Origin of the sequence: Sulfuriflexus mobilis, from assembly GCF_003967195.1 — a bacterium.
Lineage (GTDB): Bacteria > Pseudomonadota > Gammaproteobacteria > AKS1 > AKS1 > Sulfuriflexus > Sulfuriflexus mobilis.
Genome location: NZ_AP018725.1, coordinates 2,892,416 through 2,909,692, shown reverse-complemented (window position 1 = coordinate 2,909,692; position 17,277 = coordinate 2,892,416). Strand labels below are relative to the sequence as shown.

Genomic DNA, 17,277 nt, shown 5'->3' with positions numbered 1-17,277 from the left:
CGCGCATTTTACAGGAATTCTTCCGTGTATGCGCGTTTATAGGGGTGAAAAAAGTGAAGGGGGCAGGGCGCGCATAGAATCCCTATCGGGCTTCATTATCCGTACCCCAACCATTTCCAATGGTTCGAGGCAAAAAGGCCCTCCGGAAAGGGCCTTTTAACTTCCTGCTAGACGGCCTCAGTTCTGATACAGGCCGCGTTCGTTGGCACGTTCTTCCTGTTCGACCTGCTTGAGGACGAGCTTGAGGGCATCAAGGTAGGGCACAGTGCCGTTATTACGGATAATCTGCCGGCCCTCCGCACTGTGGGCAAACTTGATGAATTTGTCGACCTCCTCTGCATTCTTGCCGTGCCTGTTCACGGCCAGGTAGAGAGGGCGGTAGAGGCCGTACTCACCGGCACGGATGTTGTCGTAAGTGGGTTCCTTGCCATCGAGCTTGAGGTTTTTCACCTTGCGCTTACGGGCCGAGCTGATCCCGGTTACCGCAATAGCATTGACGTCCTCGACCACGGCCTTCTCCAGCGGGCCTGAGGATTTCATGACCTCGGTGGCCTTGAATTCCTGGTTGTAGTCGGCGAACACGAGTTTGCGCAGGGCGCGGCCAACTCCGGAGATCTTGCCCTTGCGGACCAGCAGGCGGATGGGGGCATCATTGCCACCCAATTCCTTCCAGTTGGTGATCTTGCCTAAGTAGATACCACGGATCTGGTCAAAGGTGATGTTGTCGACCGGGTTATCGGGGTGGACGATGACGACCAGCGCATCCCAGGCCACGGGTTCGAGCGAGGCACCGCGCTCCTTGGCCTCACCGTCGATCTTGTGCCGGCAAGTACCACCCATGTCGGCATTCTTGGCAGCCACCTCACGGATACCGCGGGTCGCACCGCCGCCCTGGATGTCTATTTTGACCCCGCTCTTTTTCTCATAGGCAGCGGCCAGTTCGGCCATAAAGGCCTTTTTGGAAATACCGCAACCGACCCAGGTCAGGGTCTTGCCGGCGGCTTCTTCGGCCGCCTGTAACAGACTGCTGCCTAGCAACAGGCCGGCGGCCAGTGCGGCTATAGTAAAACGTGTCATATTATCTCCTCCAGCCGGATATCTACGGCAACCGGTTTTAATACTATAGAGTAAATAATGGAATATGCATCCATGGACTTTTCTTATAGGGCCAGCACAGGAGCATTTTCACGGTTTCTCCCGAGAAACCTTAGCCCAGAACTGTTTTGAGGCTTCATCAGGGGCTTCCTACACGACCTCCAGTGATTCATGGCGACCTCTCCAAAGACCTGAAGCAGAGCACGCGCCAACGCTTCGTCGCGCTCGAGTTCGATTATCCCAGCGAGACGACGGAACAGACGATCGTCGTTAAAGAGGCCGGTATTGACGCCGAAATGGCGGCGAAACTGGTCAGGTTTGCGAGGATGACACGTAACCTGAAGGACAGTGGCCTGGAAGAGGGCGCGAGTACGCGCCTGCTCGTGCACACTGGCAAGCTCATCGTATCGGGTATCGACCCGGTCACCGCCTGTCGTGGGGCCCTCTCCGAGGCGCTGACCGCCGTGAACGAGTTGAGCAGCTGGGTGTTTTAGGCCGGGCCGGTCTCTTCGGTCCGTTTTAGCTCGATCCAGAAACAGCTGCCCTGGCTCTCGATACTGTAGAAACCGATTCGGCCGCCCATCATTTCGATCATGGGAGTGCATAGTTTGTAACTTATTTGTGACAGAAACGTCGTTTTTATCTGGTTGGCTTTTTCGGCCGCATCACGCGCGATCTCCAGCTCACGGATACGCTGTTCAAGCGTCTGGCTAATATAAATGGCGTATTACAGTATAAAAATAGAGTTTTCATCGCGATGCCGCTAACATCGGTATATGTACACAAGCATGCCTAATCGATTACCCACCCCATGAACCCTGATAAAAATACAAGCAGCGGGGATTATGCCCTGGTGGACTTCGGCGCCGGGCGTAAGCTCGAGCGTTTTGGTAATTACCTGATTGATCGGCCTGCCCCGCAGGCCACGGGTACGAAGTCCCTGCAGGATTGGCAGGCCGACTGGGTCTACAGCGGTAGCCGTATTACAGACGGGCAGTGGCAGGCACAGCGCGAGGGCTTGCCGATGACATGGCAGGTGGAGATGTCCGGTCAGCGCATGCATTGTCGCCTTGGTAAAGGTGGCCAGGTCGGTGTGTACCCGGAACATGCCGTCTGCTGGCAGTGGGTGCGTGAACACCTTGAGGGGTGTTACCACATTGACGAATTGCGCGTACTGAACCTGTTTGCCGGGACCGGCGGCGCCACGCAGGCGGCGGTACTGGCCGGGGCAAAGGTTACACACGTCGATGCCCAGGCCTCGCAACTTGAACTTGCCCGACTCAATGTCGGTGAGAAAGGCGCCCGCTTTATAAAAGAAAACGTCATGACCTATGTCGAGCGCCTGGTCCGCAAGGGCGAGCGTTACCACATGGTGATCATGGACCCACCCAGTTTCGGTCGTGCCGGCAAGGGCAAGGTCTGGGATGTTCGCTGTGACTTTCAACCGTTGATAAAGTATCTGCCGCGGCTGGTGACGCCGGATTGCCGCGGTATCTGGGTCTCGCTGCACACCAAGGACATGCTCGCCGAGGACGTGGCCGACCTCATCAACCAGGTCATGCCGGGCAAGGCGAGGCCTATGCAGCTGGGCACGCAAACCGCTGACGGGCGACTCCTCGAGGCCGGCGTCGCCGCGACCTGGCAGGACGACAGTCTATGAATTTACCCGGTGAAGGGTTTTGACGAGCATTATAGTAACGCAGTGAAGGGACGCATCGCCGGGATCGAGCCGAAAGATTACACCCGCATGGGGGTGACCATCCGGTACCAGTCGAGGTTGCTCAACGAGGTCGATGCCCGCACCAAGTTATTGATCACGCTTGCCGATGGCAAGCCGGATGATTTTGATGGTTATCGCGGTGAAGTACACCGTCATTTCCGAGCTACGGAAACTCCCGATGAAGGTCTCGGATATCTACCATCGCCTGATAACGTAGATAGATTGATGGTTTATGAACAAAGATTGATGTACGGCACGAGCATCATTCATCTGAAAAAATTAGACCCGCAAATAACCCGTATATCAGGCGGTAGATTGTTTGTTCCATATTTCTATCATCAGCACTATCAGCCATACCAATGATGGCTATTTTATGTGCTCGGAAATAACAGCATAGTCACGTAAAATTTTTATGGCAGCTATTCTTTTTCCATTTTCCCAATACTGTTCGAGCTGGGCGACAATGTCCTGTGGCGCTTTCAGGGCAAGTTGCTCCCGGTACTCCTGCATGCTTTGATATATAAGAGGGGCGATGCATACGGCAGCAGCAGAATGTTATCAATCCGTAATAAAAACGCAGGAAATATATTCCAAAGATCCGATGATTATACCTCTATTTGAAATAGTTAGACGGGCTCAGTGCTTGTGTAAGCTTCCCTTAAAATACGATCACTAATAATTAGAGCTATCCTGCTTAATATATTGAAATCAAATTATCTAATATGCAGAATTAATTTGAACCATGACAAATCATCACTCATAGATCATCAATTACCTAGTTGAGCACAATAAACAGCGAGCTGCGTCCTCGCCGGATATTCAAGAGTATACGTTCGCCCTGTTTTGCCAGTTCAAAGGCCTCGTCCAGGTCATGCACCGTCTGTTGGTTTATCGAGGTAATGATGTCGCCGGGACGCAGGCCGGCCTGGGCGGCCGGGCTGCCGCGTTCCACCTTGAGTACAACAACACCCTCAATCTGACCATAGGCCGGGTGTCCTTCATCAAGCGAGCCGAGCACCGCACCCTTGAGACGACTGTGCAGGGGCGCCGTGGATTTTTTCTGTACAGATCGGGCAATACGCGCATCGATCAGGTGTTGCTTACCCTTGCGCAGCACGGTCAGGCGTACATGCGTACCAACGCGGAGTAGGCCGATAAAGTTACGCAGGTCATCGGCGCTACGCACCTGGCGCTGGTTAACATTAATGACCACGTCACCCACTCGCAGGCCGGCCTTGTCTGCCGGTGAATCCGGGATCACCTTGACCACCACGGCGCCACTGTCTTTCTGCTTGAGCTTGAAGGCAGCGGCCAGTTCCGGGGTCAGGTCCTGGGCCTGGGCGCCGAGGCGGCCACGCTGAACCTCGCCGTGTTCGACCAGTTGTTGCATGATGTCGCGGGCCATGTTGATGGGGATGGCAAAGCCGATACCGATGTTGCCGCCGCTGCGCGAGAAGATCGCGGTATTGATACCGATCAGTTCACCGCGCAGGTTGACCAGCGCGCCACCGGAGTTACCCGGGTTGATCGAGGCATCGGTCTGGATAAAGTCTTCGTAACCCTCAATGCCCAGGCCGCTGCGTCCCAGGGCGCTGACAATCCCCGAGGTCACGGTCTGGCCGAGGCCAAAGGGATTGCCGATGGCAACGACAAAATCACCCACGCGCAGGGCGTCGGAATCCGCCAGAGGCAGGGCGGTCAGGTTATTGGCCGGGACCTGCAGCACAGCGACATCGGTCTCCGGATCAGTGCCGATTAGTTTGGCATCGAGCTTGCGACCGTCACGCAGGGTCACGGTGATGACATCGGCCTTCTGGATGACGTGATTGTTGGTCAGGATATAGCCCTTTTTCGCATCGATGATCACACCGGAGCCAAGGCCCTGTGTGTCGCGTTGGCGCGGTTGTTGCGGGATGTCGAAAAAGCGTCGGAAGAAGGGGTCACTGAGAAGCGGGTTTTCCTCGACCTTGACCCGGGTGCGGGTAAAGACGTTGACTACTGCCGGTGTACTGCGCTCCAGCACAGGGGCCAGGCTGGGTAATTGCTCGCCATTTACCGCCACAGGCAGCGCCGCATTTACAAGCAAGCTATTGATTAAAATAAGATAAAAACCAGCCAGTGTTGCCAGCCAGGGTCGGCTTAAGCGCATAGGGGACATCCTGTAATCGTACTGTTAGAAATGAGACTGTGTTCCAGTCTACAGGTTCATAGAGAAATAAAAACGGCGCACCGTGTTAGCGGTGCGCCGTGATGAGCCGGGGCCGTTTACTCGTTCACTGTGATCTTGCGCGGTTGGCCAGTATCCTTTTTCGGGATGCTGATCTCGAGCACGCCATGGTTGCTATCGGCCTTGATATTGTCGGCATCGACATTGTCCGGCAGGCTGAAGCGGCGGTAAAAGCTGCCGTGCATACGCTCGATGCGCTTATAACCCTCGCGTTCTTCCTTGCTCTCGCTTTCGCGTTCGCCGCGGATGCTGAGCATGCCCTTCTCGATATGCAGCTCGATGTCTTTTGGGTCTACACCGGGCAGGTCAGCGCGGATCAGAAAGCGGTCTTCCTCTTCCTTTACGTCAACGGCCGGCGTCCAGTCGCTGCTACTGAATTCATCATTATCACTTGGCAGGGCTGGCTCAAACAGCCGGCTCATTTCACGTTGCAGGTGGTTCAGATTTCGCAAAGGGCGATAAATAGTCATTTGGCTTACCTCGTTCATAGTAGTGTTGCACCCGACGCTGGTATGGTTGCGTCATTTCCTTCTCATGACAGGATACGTGGGGGTGTCGAGAGACTTTTCAAGGGAAATTTTTTGCGAGGAAAAATCCCGGGGTTTTTCTTGCTGGACCCTGCCAAGCGGTTGAAAAACCAGTAATACCGGGGGCTGGCCGGCGGTAACAAAATCGTCACAAAGTCATTGACAGATACCGCATCTTGTAGCTATCGTATGCCCTTAACACAACATGTTGTGTTAAGGGCGAAAGGCCCGGTACGTTCAACAGAACAACAATAAATAGCTATCTATTATAATAAGATCAGGAGCGACACTATTCATGACTGCGAAGGCACACCTCAAACCAGTGGCGACTAGCGTGGCACAGATCCCGTTCCAGGATGCCTCAATGGACATCTGGGACAAAAAATACCGCCTGAAAAAGAAGGATGACACCGCGATTGATGCGGATATCGATGCGACCTACCAGCGTGTAGCCAAGGCCCTGGTTGAGGTTGAGTCTCCGGAGAAGCAGGAAGCCTGCTTTGAGCAATTCGTCTGGGCCCTTCGGCACGGTGCGATTCCGGCTGGCCGCATTATTTCCAATGCCGGCGCGCAGGCCTACAAGCCCGCTACCTCAACGATTAACTGCACGGTCTCCGGCACCATCGAGGACTCTATGAACGGCATCCTCGAGAAGGTCCACGAGGCCGGCCTGACCCTGAAGGCCGGTTGCGGTATTGGCTATGAATTCTCGACCCTGCGTCCGCGGGGCGCCTATGTCTCCGGCGCCGGCGCCTACACCTCCGGGCCCCTGTCGTTCATGGATATCTATGACAAGATGTGTTTCACCGTCTCGTCGGCCGGTGGCCGTCGCGGTGCGCAAATGGCAACCTTCGATGTCGCCCACCCAGATGTGCTCGACTTCATCAAGGCCAAGCGTGAAGACGGTCGTCTGCGCCAGTTCAACCTGTCGCTGCTGGTCACTGAAGACTTCATGCAGGCCGTCAAAGACGATGCCGATTGGCCACTGGCCTTCCCGATCACTGAGTCCGAGGCGAAGGCTGATGACATCGATGTGCATGACCCGAAGCAGGTCATCTGGCGTGACTGGCCGGCCCCTGAGAAATACCTGAGCAACGATGATGGCCAGGTGGCCTGCAAGGTCTACAAGACCCTGCGTGCCCAGCGCATCTGGGACGTGATCATGTCCTCCACGTATGACTATGCCGAGCCGGGTTTCATTCTCATTGACAAGGTCAATGAGATGAACAACAACTGGTTCTGCGAAAATATCCGTGCCACCAACCCCTGTGGTGAGCAACCGCTGCCACCTTATGGTTCCTGCCTGCTCGGTTCGGTGAACCTGACCAAGTGCGTACGTGACCCGTTCACCGATAAGGCCAGTTTTGACTGGGACGAGTTCAACAAGGTCGTGGCTATCTTTACTCGCATGCTCGATAACGTGGTCGAGATCAATGGTCTGCCGCTTGAGGGTCAGCGCAAGGAGATCATGAACAAGCGCCGCCATGGCATGGGGTTCCTCGGCCTCGGTTCGACCATTACCATGCTCGGCATGAAGTACGGTTCCCCGGCATCGGTCGAATTCACCGAGCGCGTCAGCCGCGAGCTGGCCATAACCGGCTGGAAGCAAGCCCTGGAACTGGCCAAGGAAAAGGGTCCGGCACCGATCATGGACGAGGAGTTTGAGGTCACCACAAAGATGCTGCGCCTGCGTCCGGAGATGAAGAAAGACGGCATCAAGCTTGGCGACAAGATCAAGGGTCGTATCCTGCATGCGCGTTATAGTCACTATATGCAGCGTATCGCCGAACACGAGCCTGAGCTAGTTGAAAAACTAGCGAAAAAAGGTGCCCGCTTCACCCACCACAGTTCGATCGCCCCGACCGGCACCATCTCCTTGTCCCTGGCGAATAATGCCAGTAACGGTATCGAACCGAGTTTTGCCCACCACTATTCACGTAACGTGATTCGCGAAGGTCGCAAGACCAAGGAAAAGGTCGATGTCTATTCGTTTGAACTGCTCGCCTACCGGGAGCTGATCAATAAAGAAGCACTGCCCTATACTGAGGATGCGTCCTGCAAGCTGCCGGAGTATTTCATTACTGCCGAAGACATTACACCGAAGGAACACGTCGATATTCAGGCCGCCGCGCAGTTGTGGGTGGACTCGAGTATTTCCAAGACCGCCAATGTGCCGACCGATTATCCTTACGAAGATTTCAAGGACATCTACATGTATGCCTTTGACAAGGGTCTGAAGGGTTGTACCACCTTCCGCTTTAACCCGGAGGCCTTCCAGGGCGTGCTGGTGAAAGAACAGGACCTTGAGAATACGACCTACCGCTTCACCCTGGAGGACGGGACTGTGGTCGAGGCCAAGGGTAATGATGAAATCGAATATGACGGCGAAATGCATACCGCCGCCAACCTGTATGATGCCCTGAAAGAAGGCTACTACGGCAAGTTCTGAGCACGGATAGCGAGGTAGAAGGAAACAAGATTATGGCTATTAAATTAGAAAAGAAGATCGTCAGTTACAATGTTGTCAAAGAGGAAGATGAGGCCGCACCCGTAGTAGCGGCAAGCGCCGAGGTAAAGGCTGATGAGGTCGCCGATGTTATTCACATGCATGAAAAACTCGAGCGCCCGGAGATGCTGCTCGGCTCGACCTACAAGATCAAGACCCCGCTCTCCGAGCATTCACTCTATGTCACCATTAACGACGTGGTACTGAATCCGGGTACCGATCACGAGTTGCGCCGGCCCTTCGAGATATTCATTAATTCGAAGAACATGGACCATTTCCAGTGGATCGTCGCGCTGACCCGAATCATCTCTGCGGTGTTCCGCAAGGGCGGTGATGTGACCTTCCTGGTGGAGGAACTGCGCTCGGTGTTTGACCCGCGCGGGGGCTATTTCAAGAAGGGTGGCAAGTACATGCCTTCGCTGGTTGGTGAGATCGGTGATGCCATCGAGTGTCACATGCGCATGATCGGTCTGCTCAAGGACGACGGTCTTGACGAGCACCAGCAAGCCCTGATCGCAGAAAAGCGCGCCCAGTTCGAGTCGGCCACGGCACAGGTAGAGGCCAGTGATGAAGCCAGTGACTTCCCGGCTGGTTCCAAGCTATGCGGCAAGTGTCATACCAAGGCCATGATTATGATGGATGGCTGTATGACCTGTCTGAACTGCGGCGACAGCAAGTGTGGCTAATCTGCTGCGCCTGAGCAGCGATAGCAGCGTTGCTGAATAATTTTTTACATGCTCATTGGCTAATGCCAACTGCGCTGTAAAAAATTATTCGCGCCTTGCCTACATGGACGTAGGTAAGGGGCGAGAGCAGGATGCGGTAGCTTTGCTCTCACTACTCAGGCTGTGCAGAATAGTGGTGACTTGATTGATATTGAGTCCAGGATCGTAGCGTGAAATACTATTGCCTAAAATAAAAGCAGGGTGCGGACTTGCAACAACAAAAACAATTTTCACTTTGTCATTGTCCGGTGCCAGGCACTGGCGCAGTGTGGCTTTCCCCCTTTAAAACCGGCGCCCGTGGCGCCGGTTTTTTTATGTTTGTACGTGGAGGTGTGCGGGGTGCGGGTTTGGCCCCTTGTGGTAGGTGGAAGCAGATAATAACAACAGGGATGAATTAGCAAATTGGATCGTAATATAAGTTCGAAGAAGAGGACGCAAGGATAATGGCAATTTTGCAAGAACCGGTGGTCGGTTCCTGGTATCTGAATCAGACCGGCAAACTTATGAAGGTTCGTATGTTGCTACATACCGAGCAGCGATTGTCGAGGGTCATGATTGAGTATCTCGATAGTTCGGTAAAGATAGTGGATATCGATGCCTGGAACTTCCTGGATCTGAACGTAAGACGTCAGGCCGCTGACGGCTAAACCGTTAGTTTGAGGTCCAGTCCTTTTGGGTCGTCTCCGGGCGAGGTGACCCTTTCTCTTTTATTCCCTTCACTAGAGCCTGACGAACTGTCGCCGGGCCTCGGTAACCTTGGCCAGATAGCGGCGTGCCTCGGCCTGCTGGAGATAGCGGCGCAGGTGTCGATAGAGTTTTTCCGGTGGCATGCTATTGATGATGCGTTTGGCACGTTGCCGATCAGCGGCAAAGACCCGCAGAACATTACCGGCGCCGGTGTTATAGGCGGCGATGGTGCAGTATTCGCGTGACAAGGGGTTGCTGATCCCGTTCAGGTAACTGTAGTTCAACAGGTTCAGGTAGGCCGTCCCCAGTTCGATATTGTTGCGGGCATCGAACAGGTAGTTGGCGGAGGGGATACGGTCCTGCCCCTTGGCGCGGCGTAGGGCATCACGACCACCGCTGGTGGGTACCAGTTGCATGAGACCGTAGGCGGGGGCGTTGCTGATGGCAAAGGGGTTGAAGTTACTCTCGGTTTTAATTATCGCGTAGATCAGGCTGCGGCTGATGGCAAAATGCCTGGCATAGTGATTCACCAGTGGCACATAGCGCTGGGCGCGACGATTTTCGTGATCATTGACCATCTGCAGATGAACGGCATAGACGGTCTTGTTGCCCGTCGCGGTGTGTATGACACGTTTGTCGAGACTGTTGGCGATCAGGTGATCGGCAAAGGCCTCGGCGCCAGCAGGGTGGTCGATATATTCTCCATGCTGATTCTGTACCAGCCCATGCAGGTAGGGGCGGCCGCTGAGTGTGATGGTCTTTGCTGAATACAGGTCGACGGCGCGCGGGTCATCGGGAGTCAGCAGGGTCGTGATGATCGCATTACGCAGACTGGTAATAGGCTGTTGCCTGTCGAGGCTCTCAATACGGATCAGGCCACTATCGAAATCAATAATGGCACGGCTCTGGTAATTCTGTGTATATTTCACATAGTGGTGTGAGCCCGGCAGCACGCGCTCCTTGCGTCCCCATTCACGATCGACTTCACCACTGAGTAGCCGCACCAGGCGATTGACATCAGCGGCCAGTCGCAAGGGATTGGTCTTGTAGCCGCTGACACGGGACCTGGCAATGCTCTCAAGGGCATCGCCGGGGTTTCGGCTGGTCGCGATGCGTACCGCATCATAGGTACTGCAGGCGGCTAGTTGTGTGATGCCGGCAACGGCGAGTGTCAGGTAAATCAATTTTTTCATAAGCAGACATGGTAGGCAGGTCACCCTGACCTGTTTCTAAGTATAGCTCTCCTGATACGGACGATACAGTTTTGGCGAAGGAAACTGTTGCCACGCTATGCCGGTTACCTATGACATCTGTTTTTGAGATAGAATGCCTGACAATACGAATAACAAGGTGTATGGCTAAGGTCAGGTTGGCTCGGCATGCGACATGACCAAGACCCGGATATGAATAACGCAGGCGTATCACGACCATTTTTAAAATGGGCCGGAAACAAATACCGGCTCATGCATCGTATCCTGCCGCTGTTGCCCAAAGGACGGCGTCTGATCGAACCCTTTGCCGGTTCCTGTGCACTGTTCCTGAATACAAACTACGACCTGAATGTGCTCAACGACACCAATGCTGATCTCATCAACCTCTATACCACCCTGCAGGATGAGGGCGATGAGTTCATTGCCTATATCAAGTCATGGTTTGTGGCGCGGAATAATAACGAAGCCACTTATTATCGCCTGCGCAAGACCTTTAATGAGACCGATGACCCTTACCTGCGTGTGGCCCTGTTCGTTTATATGAACCGCCATGGTTATAACGGCCTGTGTCGTTATAACAGCCAGGGCGGTTTTAATGTCCCCTTTGGACGTTACGTGCGGCCGTACTTTCCACAACAGGAAATGCAAAATTTTCACCGCCAGGTCAGGCAGGCGCGCTTTACCAACGAAAGTTTCCTGGCCGCCATGCGCAAGGCGCGTCGTGGCGACATCGTCTACTGTGACCCGCCCTATGTGCCGCTGAGCAAAACGGCCAATTTCACTGCCTACAGTGCCGGGGGTTTTGGCGAGGCCGAACAGCTGGCCCTGGCCGGGCAGGCGGAAAAACTGGCCGCCCGCGGGGTGACGGTGATCATCTCCAATCACGACACGCCCTTCACCCAGCGGGTATATCGCAATGCCGAGTGCACGACCTTCCCGGTACGCCGTACCATCAGTTGTAACGCCCATCGGCGTGGACATGCCGCCGAGGTCTTGGCGCTGTTCACGTAAGGTGGGTTATCTTTGATGATCCGCGCCGTCTGTTTTGACCTGTTCCATACCCTGGTGGATGTCGGTCGCAGCCCGGGTACACCGGGACGTTATACCGCGGATATCCTTGGCCTGGATCGTGAGGACTGGAACCGTGTCTGTTTCAGCTCAGCCCATGAAATCTGCCAGGCGACGGACTACCGCGAGGTGGTGCGACAACTGGCGCACAGTCTCGACCCCACCATCCCCCAGGCACTGCTGCATGAGGCGGCCGATGAGCGCAAGGCACGCTTTGATTATACCCTGCGCCATGTCGAGGCCGGGGTGCTGGAACATCTGTGGCGTTTACGTGGGCGCGGCCTGAAGCTGGCCCTGATATCAAATGCCTCGACCGGTGAGGTCGATGCCTGGCCAGACTCGCCACTGGCCGACTGTTTTGATACCACGGTCTTCAGCTGCCACTGTGGCCATGCCAAACCGGATGCGGCGATTTACCAACAGGCCCTTCGACAACTCGCGGTGCAGCCCGCTGAGGCGGCCTTTGTGGGGGATGGTGGTAGCCAGGAGCACGCCGGTGCCAGCGCGCTCGGTATGCACAGTGTCCTGCTGACCCACTTTGTCGCCGCACGCCTGGACAAGGCGGCTATGGACCACCGTCGTCGACAGGCCCGCCACGAAATCGCCGGACTCGACGAACTCTTGCCCCTGCTGGACCGCCTCGGGGTCACTATGTGACGCCCTGGGTCATCCGGCATTTCTTTTTAGGTATAAAAAATATCACCTAATTGATTGTTAATTAATTAGTTTTTGTGCTTGGCACAAATGTTGATTAAACAGACATGTGTGTCGCGCACGGGGCGTGACCCAGGGAGAAGACAAATGGCAGTAACAGCAGGGCAGGGCGCACAGATCATCCCATTTCGCTCACCGCGGCATGACCCGATGCAGCTCAAGGTCGAATACCTGATGGGGGTGATGTATGAATACGGCTACGGGGTTGAGTCCGATATTCATGAGGCCTTGCGCTGGTACCGGGGGGCGGCGGAACAGGGTCTGGCCCAGGCCCAGAACAGTCTGGGTTTTATGTACAGCCTTGGCCTCGGCGTGGGGCGTGATAGCGAACGCGCCGCCTACTGGCTGCACCGCGCCGCCGAGCAGGGGCATAGCGGGGCACAGACCAACCTGGGGATCCTCTATACCTCCGGGCGAGGGGTGGAAAGGGATGAAGAAGAGGCCGTCTACTGGTTCCGCAGCGCGGCACGCAGCGGCAATCGACAGGCCCAGGAACTGCTGGCCAGTGCCTATAGCCGGGGCTGGTACGGTCTGCCCCGGGACCCCCTGCAGGCGAATTTCTGGCGCCAGCGTGCCACTGGCTAGGCCGCATCTCGACAGCGGTGACAACGGTATGCTAATGTGCCGACCCCGCCAATTGTGGTGGAAGACCCTTTGGTTACAGGGTGATAGTCGCCAACGGAGATCCCGGCATGCCTTATTTTGTGTACAGATTTTTTCCGGAAAAGACCAACCAGCTTGAACTGCAGGATTCGCATGACAGTTACCGTGATGCCAAGCAACAGGTCAAGGACATGCGCGCGGCTTACCCAAATGAAGACCTGAATCACTTCCGTCTCGTGTTTGCCGATAATGAAAGACAGGCACGTATCCTGCTGACGACCCGGCGTGAGAAACCGCGAATCGAGGAGTGGGAGAACTAGTCGTCGTCCGCTTTTATTACGGGCTGGCCCCGTATCCCCGCCGTGTGTTGGCGTGACGTAGTACTTCACGTTGGCGTAATGGCCAGTGCTCACCGGCGACAAGCTCGACCCGGCCATCCGAGTATTCCACTACGATGCCGCGTGTGCCGATGGCGATGACCTCCATGTGATCATCGGGTGCAATGTCATAACGTGTACCAATTGCCGGTGCTGGCCTAACCATAGTACTACCCCTTGTACGATGATCCCGGCGCCAAGAAGACCACGTACTCCCCGGGCTGTCTAATTGGTAAAGTTTATGCGCTGCACAACTCAGATTAATTGAGGTATGTAGTGATATGCTGATGAACCTTTTGTTTCAATCGCTTTGCCGCTTGTGATGATAAGTGCCTTTATTCTTTTAGCGTAACCCAGGTTTTAATCCCCCTATTACTGCACAAATAAAAGGCTTTAATTCGAGGGGGTTGTGGGTGTAAATTAGTCATGCACGGTTTCCAATGTGGTTTTAGTTTTTGTACGCATGAATTAAGGAAGATGTTATGACCAGTATTATGAACTACATCATTGATGAAGACCTTATCAATACCGACCCCAACGGTTTTCTGCTCGACCTGAATGATTGGTCGGAAGAGATCGCACAATCACTGGCAGCTGAGGAAAAGATATCGCTCACCGATGCACACTGGCAGGTTGTTAATTTTTTACGTCAACACTATATCAAGTACGGCAGCTCGCCGAATGTCCGCTTGTTGGTTAAAGTCCTGGCCAAGGAGTTTGGCGAAGAGGTCGGCAACAAGAAACATCTCTATAACCTGTTCCCGAACGGTCCCTCCCGGCAAGGCTGTCGCATTGCCGGCTTGCCAATGCCGAATGATTGCGTGGACTGGCCAGGTTAATTGTCAGGCCACCAGCGGGTCTGATTTCACCTTATTCGCCTGCAGGCCGATTTGACCAAGCTGTTCAGTACAGCGGTCAATGATCGTGGGTGGGGCTGCAATGTAGGCATGCCAGCCAGCCAGGTCAACCGCCTGTTCACGGATCTGTTGCAGGGCCTCATCTGCCGTCTCGGTTTGCAAGGCATGGAAGTGGATATTTTCAAAGGCATCGGCGACGGCACGGCAGTAGCCCTCGGCATAATGGACCTCCCCTTCGTGAATGACCCAGAACAGGCGTATTGTCTGTGTCAACTCCAGTGACAGGCAGTGTTCAATCAGGCTGCGGATTGGCCCAAAGCCGGCACCCCAGGCGATAAACAGGATCGGGCTGGGGTCATCCTCGTCGAGGGTGAAATCGCCGCAGGGACCCTCTATGTCGACCCAGGTACTGTTGCTCAGTTCATTAAAGACATACTCGGTGAAGCGGTCACTGGCGTCACGGTGCAGATGAAATTCGAGATTCATTCCATCACAGGGGCAACTGGCGATAGGCAACTCGCGTTCGAGGCCATTGACGAGATGCAGGCGGGCATGTTGGCCGGCAATAAAACGCAGTGTTTTGGAGCGGGCGGTGCGTAATTGCAGGAGCAGGGTATGGGCATCGCAGTGCTCCAGTTTACGCACCTTGGCGCGAAGCTGTTGCAGGGGGATCTCGGTGCCGTCATGGGCGAGCCGTGCCTCGAGTGAGACATCGCCGCTTGCGGCCTGGCAACACATGAGCAGGCCACCCTGCGCCTTGTCTGCAGTAGAGATGATATAGTCATGGTGGGCGACCGGCACCACTTCACCACTTTTCAGGTAGGCCAGGCAACGCCCACAGCTGCCATTGCTGCAACCATAATCAACATTCAAGCCGGCACGCAGGGCGGCTGTGAGTAAACTCTCGCCCCTGGCGGCCTCAAAGCTGATCTGGCTCGGGTATAATGTGACCCGTGCGGGCATGACGCACTCCTGTATTGTCTCTACACTATAGCAGTCGATTTACTTGAGGATAAAAACCCGGATCAGTATGCTGAATTCTATACGAGATTTTTTTCAACAACGTGTCCTGAGCTCGGGTCCTGAGCCGGTTGATGCGCGTAGCCTGCGCGTGGCCACGGCGACCCTGATGTTTGAAATGGCCCAGGCCGACGACCATATCGAGGCCCGTGAGCGAGACGCCATAACCGGGATATTGTGTCGGTACTTCCAGCTCGATGCCGCCACCGTCGCCGAACTGCTGGAGCTTGCCGCCGAGACGGCCAGGCATGCGGTATGCCTGCAGGAGTTTACCCGCCTGCTCAATGAACACTTCAGCCAGGGGGAAAAACAGCAAGTGGTGGAAATGCTCTGGCAGGTGGCACTCAGCGATGCCGTGCTGGACAAGTATGAAGAGGCCTTTGTCCGGCAGATTGCTGACCTGCTCTATGTGCCGCACACGGCCTTCATTGCGGCCAAGCACCGGGCGATGGGCGACTGAGGCAGCTATTCAACAAGACAATAAAAAGGGAGGCCGAGGCCTCCCTTTTTATGCACCTGGACGCAGGCCTCAGACCATATCTTTCAGGGCCTTCAGCGCGGTCAGCTTGACGACGTTACGGGCCGGCTTGGCCTTGAACATCATCTCTTCGCCGGTGAATGGGTTAGTGCCCTTGCGTGCCTTGGTGGCCGGCTTGCGCACAACCTTAACCTTGGCCAGACCAGGGATGGTGAAAACACCCGGGCCGTTCTTCTTCATATCTTTTTGAATCATCCCTGCCAGTTCATCAAACACGGCGGTGACATCTTTTTTGGTCAACTCGGTGTTTTCAGCGATTGTCTTGAGAATTTCGGATTTGGTTTTTGGTTTCTTTGCTGCCATCGGTAACTCCTGATGAATTCGTTATTTTCGGATTGCAAACGATCCTGTTCGTATAGTGTGTGCGTAAGATAGCACAACTTTACCGCTACAATGCAAGTAAATTTTTCATTCGGGGTGATTTTTATACTGATATAGAGCTATAAAAATGTGCCATATTGGATCGCGGTTTGCACGGTAATGCAAATCATGATCCGAAGATGGGCTTGACAAAATTATTTTATTGCCTGCTGGTTTCGTGCATGCAGTTGCGTCAGCAGGGCACTGATACCGCTACGTCGTATCTGGGAGGAAAAGCTGGAGCGGTAATTGGCGATCAGGCTGATGCCGTCAATGGACACATCGTAGACCTTCCACTGCCCCTGTGGATTGAGATAGAGGTCATAGGCGATCGGGATCGCCGGCCCCTGGTCGGGTTGAACCTCGGTACGGACGGTGACCTCACGGGCATCTGCGGCGGCACGCACGGGTAATACGGCAACCTCCTGGTCGCTGTATTCAAGCAGGGCGGTGGAATAGGTACGCAGGATGAGCTGGCTGAATTCAGTGGCGAATTGCTCGCGTTGTTCGTCACTGGCGCGACGCCAGTATTTGCCCAGTACCCATTTTGACATGCGCTGAAAATCGATGTGCGGCATCATCAGTTCGTCGATCAGGCTTTGCAGGTGTTGCGGATTGCTGTCGATCAGCGGTCGGTCCGCCCGGATACGACTCGTGACCTGCGCGGCGGTCTTCTGCACCAGTGCCCGTGCTGACGGCAGGGGCTCGGCAGCGAGCGAACTCAGATTACACATTAGTAGTACAGTCAGCAGGGTCAGGTATCGCATGGTCTTTGGTTTCTCCATCAATATAATGGTCGCCAGGTACAAGGCGGGGCATATTCTCCCCTCCCTTGAGACAACATAAAAGTCGAAAATGTCAGTGTTCGCTGTAGGCTTTCACTGACAAATCGGCCGCATTGGCCTTTACCTTGAGGAAAAACCTGTTATCTTATTTATTAGAGTGCGTTAACAGTAGCGTCTAATTGGCTGTTAACTAAGAGGGAATTCCTTGCCAGGGTTGTTTCAACGCCGGCAGCAGGCGGGCGCTATGCACCAATGAA

20 protein-coding genes are annotated in these 17,277 nt (G+C 54.7%); 12 read left to right on the top strand and 8 right to left on the bottom strand.

Annotation, left to right across the window (positions count from 1 at the left end):
* Positions 1 to 177 precede the first annotated feature (177 nt).
* Complete coding sequence (locus EL386_RS14545) at positions 178 to 1,077, bottom strand: phosphate ABC transporter substrate-binding protein (RefSeq protein WP_126456944.1); 900 nt, start codon at positions 1,075 to 1,077, stop codon at positions 178 to 180.
* Between the two features lie 182 nt (positions 1,078 to 1,259).
* Here EL386_RS14545 and EL386_RS14540 point away from each other — a divergent pair, with 182 nt between their 5' ends.
* The 3 genes from EL386_RS14540 (at position 1,260) to EL386_RS14530 (ending at position 3,178) form a co-directional block, all read left to right on the top strand.
* On the top strand, positions 1,260 to 1,589 hold the full coding sequence (locus EL386_RS14540; RefSeq protein WP_232020213.1) for a CbbQ/NirQ/NorQ domain-containing protein: 330 nt from the start codon (positions 1,260 to 1,262) through the stop codon (positions 1,587 to 1,589).
* 317 nt (positions 1,590 to 1,906) lie between these two features.
* A complete protein-coding gene (locus EL386_RS14535; protein ID WP_126456942.1) occupies positions 1,907 to 2,755 on the top strand; it encodes a class I SAM-dependent methyltransferase in 849 nt (282 codons plus the stop codon).
* Between the two features lie 9 nt (positions 2,756 to 2,764).
* Positions 2,765 to 3,178 (top strand): hypothetical protein, encoded by a 414-nt coding sequence (locus tag EL386_RS14530; protein ID WP_126456941.1) that lies wholly within the window; start codon positions 2,765 to 2,767, stop codon positions 3,176 to 3,178.
* Between the two features lie 412 nt (positions 3,179 to 3,590).
* Here the strand turns inward: EL386_RS14530 and EL386_RS14525 are convergent, their stop codons facing one another.
* Together EL386_RS14525 and EL386_RS14520 are read right to left on the bottom strand one after the other, a co-directional pair.
* The gene (locus tag EL386_RS14525) at positions 3,591 to 4,964 is read right to left on the bottom strand and encodes a DegQ family serine endoprotease (protein WP_126456940.1); all 1,374 of its coding nucleotides are present in this window, start codon (positions 4,962 to 4,964) and stop codon (positions 3,591 to 3,593) included.
* Between the two features lie 116 nt (positions 4,965 to 5,080).
* A complete protein-coding gene (locus EL386_RS14520; RefSeq protein ID WP_126456939.1) occupies positions 5,081 to 5,512 on the bottom strand; it encodes an Hsp20/alpha crystallin family protein in 432 nt (143 codons plus the stop codon).
* A gap of 352 nt (positions 5,513 to 5,864) precedes the next feature.
* Here EL386_RS14520 and EL386_RS14515 point away from each other — a divergent pair, with 352 nt between their 5' ends.
* From EL386_RS14515 to EL386_RS14505, 3 genes are all read left to right on the top strand, one after another.
* Entirely contained in the window at positions 5,865 to 8,018 is a 2,154-nt protein-coding gene (locus EL386_RS14515; protein WP_126456938.1) for an adenosylcobalamin-dependent ribonucleoside-diphosphate reductase, read from the top strand.
* Between the two features lie 32 nt (positions 8,019 to 8,050).
* Positions 8,051 to 8,761, top strand: coding sequence for a TSCPD domain-containing protein (locus EL386_RS14510; protein WP_126456937.1), 711 nt, complete (start codon positions 8,051 to 8,053; stop codon positions 8,759 to 8,761).
* Positions 8,762 to 9,243: 482 nt separating this feature from the next.
* Positions 9,244 to 9,447, top strand: coding sequence for a hypothetical protein (locus EL386_RS14505; RefSeq protein WP_126456936.1), 204 nt, complete (start codon positions 9,244 to 9,246; stop codon positions 9,445 to 9,447).
* 72 nt (positions 9,448 to 9,519) lie between these two features.
* Here EL386_RS14505 and EL386_RS14500 read toward each other — a convergent pair whose 3' ends face one another.
* A complete protein-coding gene (locus EL386_RS14500) occupies positions 9,520 to 10,680 on the bottom strand; it encodes a murein transglycosylase domain-containing protein (RefSeq protein WP_126456935.1) in 1,161 nt (386 codons plus the stop codon).
* A gap of 186 nt (positions 10,681 to 10,866) precedes the next feature.
* On the opposite strand from EL386_RS14500, the gene EL386_RS14495 reads away from it, so the two are divergent.
* The 4 genes from EL386_RS14495 (at position 10,867) to EL386_RS14480 (ending at position 13,403) form a co-directional block, all read left to right on the top strand.
* The gene (locus EL386_RS14495) at positions 10,867 to 11,709 is read left to right on the top strand and encodes a DNA adenine methylase (protein WP_197722112.1); all 843 of its coding nucleotides are present in this window, start codon (positions 10,867 to 10,869) and stop codon (positions 11,707 to 11,709) included.
* Between the two features lie 15 nt (positions 11,710 to 11,724).
* On the top strand, positions 11,725 to 12,423 hold the full coding sequence (locus EL386_RS14490; RefSeq protein ID WP_232020290.1) for an HAD family hydrolase: 699 nt from the start codon (positions 11,725 to 11,727) through the stop codon (positions 12,421 to 12,423).
* A 144-nt stretch (positions 12,424 to 12,567) separates the two neighbouring features.
* The gene (locus EL386_RS14485) at positions 12,568 to 13,065 is read left to right on the top strand and encodes a tetratricopeptide repeat protein (RefSeq protein ID WP_172597745.1); all 498 of its coding nucleotides are present in this window, start codon (positions 12,568 to 12,570) and stop codon (positions 13,063 to 13,065) included.
* 107 nt (positions 13,066 to 13,172) lie between these two features.
* The gene (locus EL386_RS14480) at positions 13,173 to 13,403 is read left to right on the top strand and encodes a hypothetical protein (protein WP_126456932.1); all 231 of its coding nucleotides are present in this window, start codon (positions 13,173 to 13,175) and stop codon (positions 13,401 to 13,403) included.
* 16 nt (positions 13,404 to 13,419) lie between these two features.
* Here EL386_RS14480 and EL386_RS14475 read toward each other — a convergent pair whose 3' ends face one another.
* Entirely contained in the window at positions 13,420 to 13,626 is a 207-nt protein-coding gene (locus EL386_RS14475; protein WP_126456931.1) for a hypothetical protein, read from the bottom strand.
* A 316-nt stretch (positions 13,627 to 13,942) separates the two neighbouring features.
* Here EL386_RS14475 and EL386_RS14470 point away from each other — a divergent pair, with 316 nt between their 5' ends.
* Positions 13,943 to 14,299, top strand: coding sequence for a TusE/DsrC/DsvC family sulfur relay protein (locus EL386_RS14470; protein WP_126456930.1), 357 nt, complete (start codon positions 13,943 to 13,945; stop codon positions 14,297 to 14,299).
* A 3-nt stretch (positions 14,300 to 14,302) separates the two neighbouring features.
* On the opposite strand, the gene EL386_RS14465 is transcribed toward EL386_RS14470, so the two are convergent.
* Complete coding sequence (locus EL386_RS14465) at positions 14,303 to 15,280, bottom strand: 2Fe-2S iron-sulfur cluster-binding protein (protein WP_126456929.1); 978 nt, start codon at positions 15,278 to 15,280, stop codon at positions 14,303 to 14,305.
* Positions 15,281 to 15,347: 67 nt separating this feature from the next.
* Between EL386_RS14465 and EL386_RS14460 the strand changes: the two genes are divergently transcribed.
* Positions 15,348 to 15,797: a tellurite resistance TerB family protein gene (locus EL386_RS14460; protein ID WP_126456928.1), complete on the top strand. Its 450-nt coding sequence runs from the start codon at positions 15,348 to 15,350 to the stop codon at positions 15,795 to 15,797.
* Positions 15,798 to 15,866: 69 nt separating this feature from the next.
* Here EL386_RS14460 and EL386_RS14455 read toward each other — a convergent pair whose 3' ends face one another.
* A complete protein-coding gene (locus EL386_RS14455) occupies positions 15,867 to 16,178 on the bottom strand; it encodes an HU family DNA-binding protein (RefSeq protein ID WP_126456927.1) in 312 nt (103 codons plus the stop codon).
* A gap of 212 nt (positions 16,179 to 16,390) precedes the next feature.
* Positions 16,391 to 17,002, bottom strand: a complete 612-nt coding sequence (locus tag EL386_RS14450; RefSeq protein ID WP_172597744.1) for an MlaC/ttg2D family ABC transporter substrate-binding protein — start codon at positions 17,000 to 17,002, stop codon at positions 16,391 to 16,393.
* Positions 17,003 to 17,277: the final 275 nt, after the last annotated feature.

Excerpts from the sequence above, each read along its gene's own strand:
- EL386_RS14495 (WP_197722112.1), top strand. The coding sequence starts at position 10,867 with ATGCGACATGACCAAGACCCGGATATGAATAACGCAGGCGTATCACGA.
- EL386_RS14490 (WP_232020290.1), top strand. The coding sequence starts at position 11,725 with ATGATCCGCGCCGTCTGTTTTGACCTGTTCCATACCCTGGTGGATGTC.
- EL386_RS14450 (WP_172597744.1), bottom strand. The coding sequence starts at position 17,002 with ATGCGATACCTGACCCTGCTGACTGTACTACTAATGTGTAATCTGAGT.
- EL386_RS14465 (WP_126456929.1), bottom strand. The coding sequence starts at position 15,280 with ATGCCCGCACGGGTCACATTATACCCGAGCCAGATCAGCTTTGAGGCC.
- EL386_RS14520 (WP_126456939.1), bottom strand. The coding sequence starts at position 5,512 with ATGACTATTTATCGCCCTTTGCGAAATCTGAACCACCTGCAACGTGAA.
- EL386_RS14455 (WP_126456927.1), bottom strand. The coding sequence starts at position 16,178 with ATGGCAGCAAAGAAACCAAAAACCAAATCCGAAATTCTCAAGACAATC.
- EL386_RS14510 (WP_126456937.1), top strand. The coding sequence starts at position 8,051 with ATGGCTATTAAATTAGAAAAGAAGATCGTCAGTTACAATGTTGTCAAA.
- EL386_RS14470 (WP_126456930.1), top strand. The coding sequence starts at position 13,943 with ATGACCAGTATTATGAACTACATCATTGATGAAGACCTTATCAATACC.
- EL386_RS14485 (WP_172597745.1), top strand. The coding sequence starts at position 12,568 with ATGGCAGTAACAGCAGGGCAGGGCGCACAGATCATCCCATTTCGCTCA.
- EL386_RS14515 (WP_126456938.1), top strand. The coding sequence starts at position 5,865 with ATGACTGCGAAGGCACACCTCAAACCAGTGGCGACTAGCGTGGCACAG.
- EL386_RS14545 (WP_126456944.1), bottom strand. The coding sequence starts at position 1,077 with ATGACACGTTTTACTATAGCCGCACTGGCCGCCGGCCTGTTGCTAGGC.
- EL386_RS14475 (WP_126456931.1), bottom strand. The coding sequence starts at position 13,626 with ATGGTTAGGCCAGCACCGGCAATTGGTACACGTTATGACATTGCACCC.
- EL386_RS14500 (WP_126456935.1), bottom strand. The coding sequence starts at position 10,680 with ATGAAAAAATTGATTTACCTGACACTCGCCGTTGCCGGCATCACACAA.
- EL386_RS14505 (WP_126456936.1), top strand. The coding sequence starts at position 9,244 with ATGGCAATTTTGCAAGAACCGGTGGTCGGTTCCTGGTATCTGAATCAG.
- EL386_RS14480 (WP_126456932.1), top strand. The coding sequence starts at position 13,173 with ATGCCTTATTTTGTGTACAGATTTTTTCCGGAAAAGACCAACCAGCTT.
- EL386_RS14460 (WP_126456928.1), top strand. The coding sequence starts at position 15,348 with ATGCTGAATTCTATACGAGATTTTTTTCAACAACGTGTCCTGAGCTCG.
- EL386_RS14525 (WP_126456940.1), bottom strand. The coding sequence starts at position 4,964 with ATGCGCTTAAGCCGACCCTGGCTGGCAACACTGGCTGGTTTTTATCTT.
- EL386_RS14535 (WP_126456942.1), top strand. The coding sequence starts at position 1,907 with ATGAACCCTGATAAAAATACAAGCAGCGGGGATTATGCCCTGGTGGAC.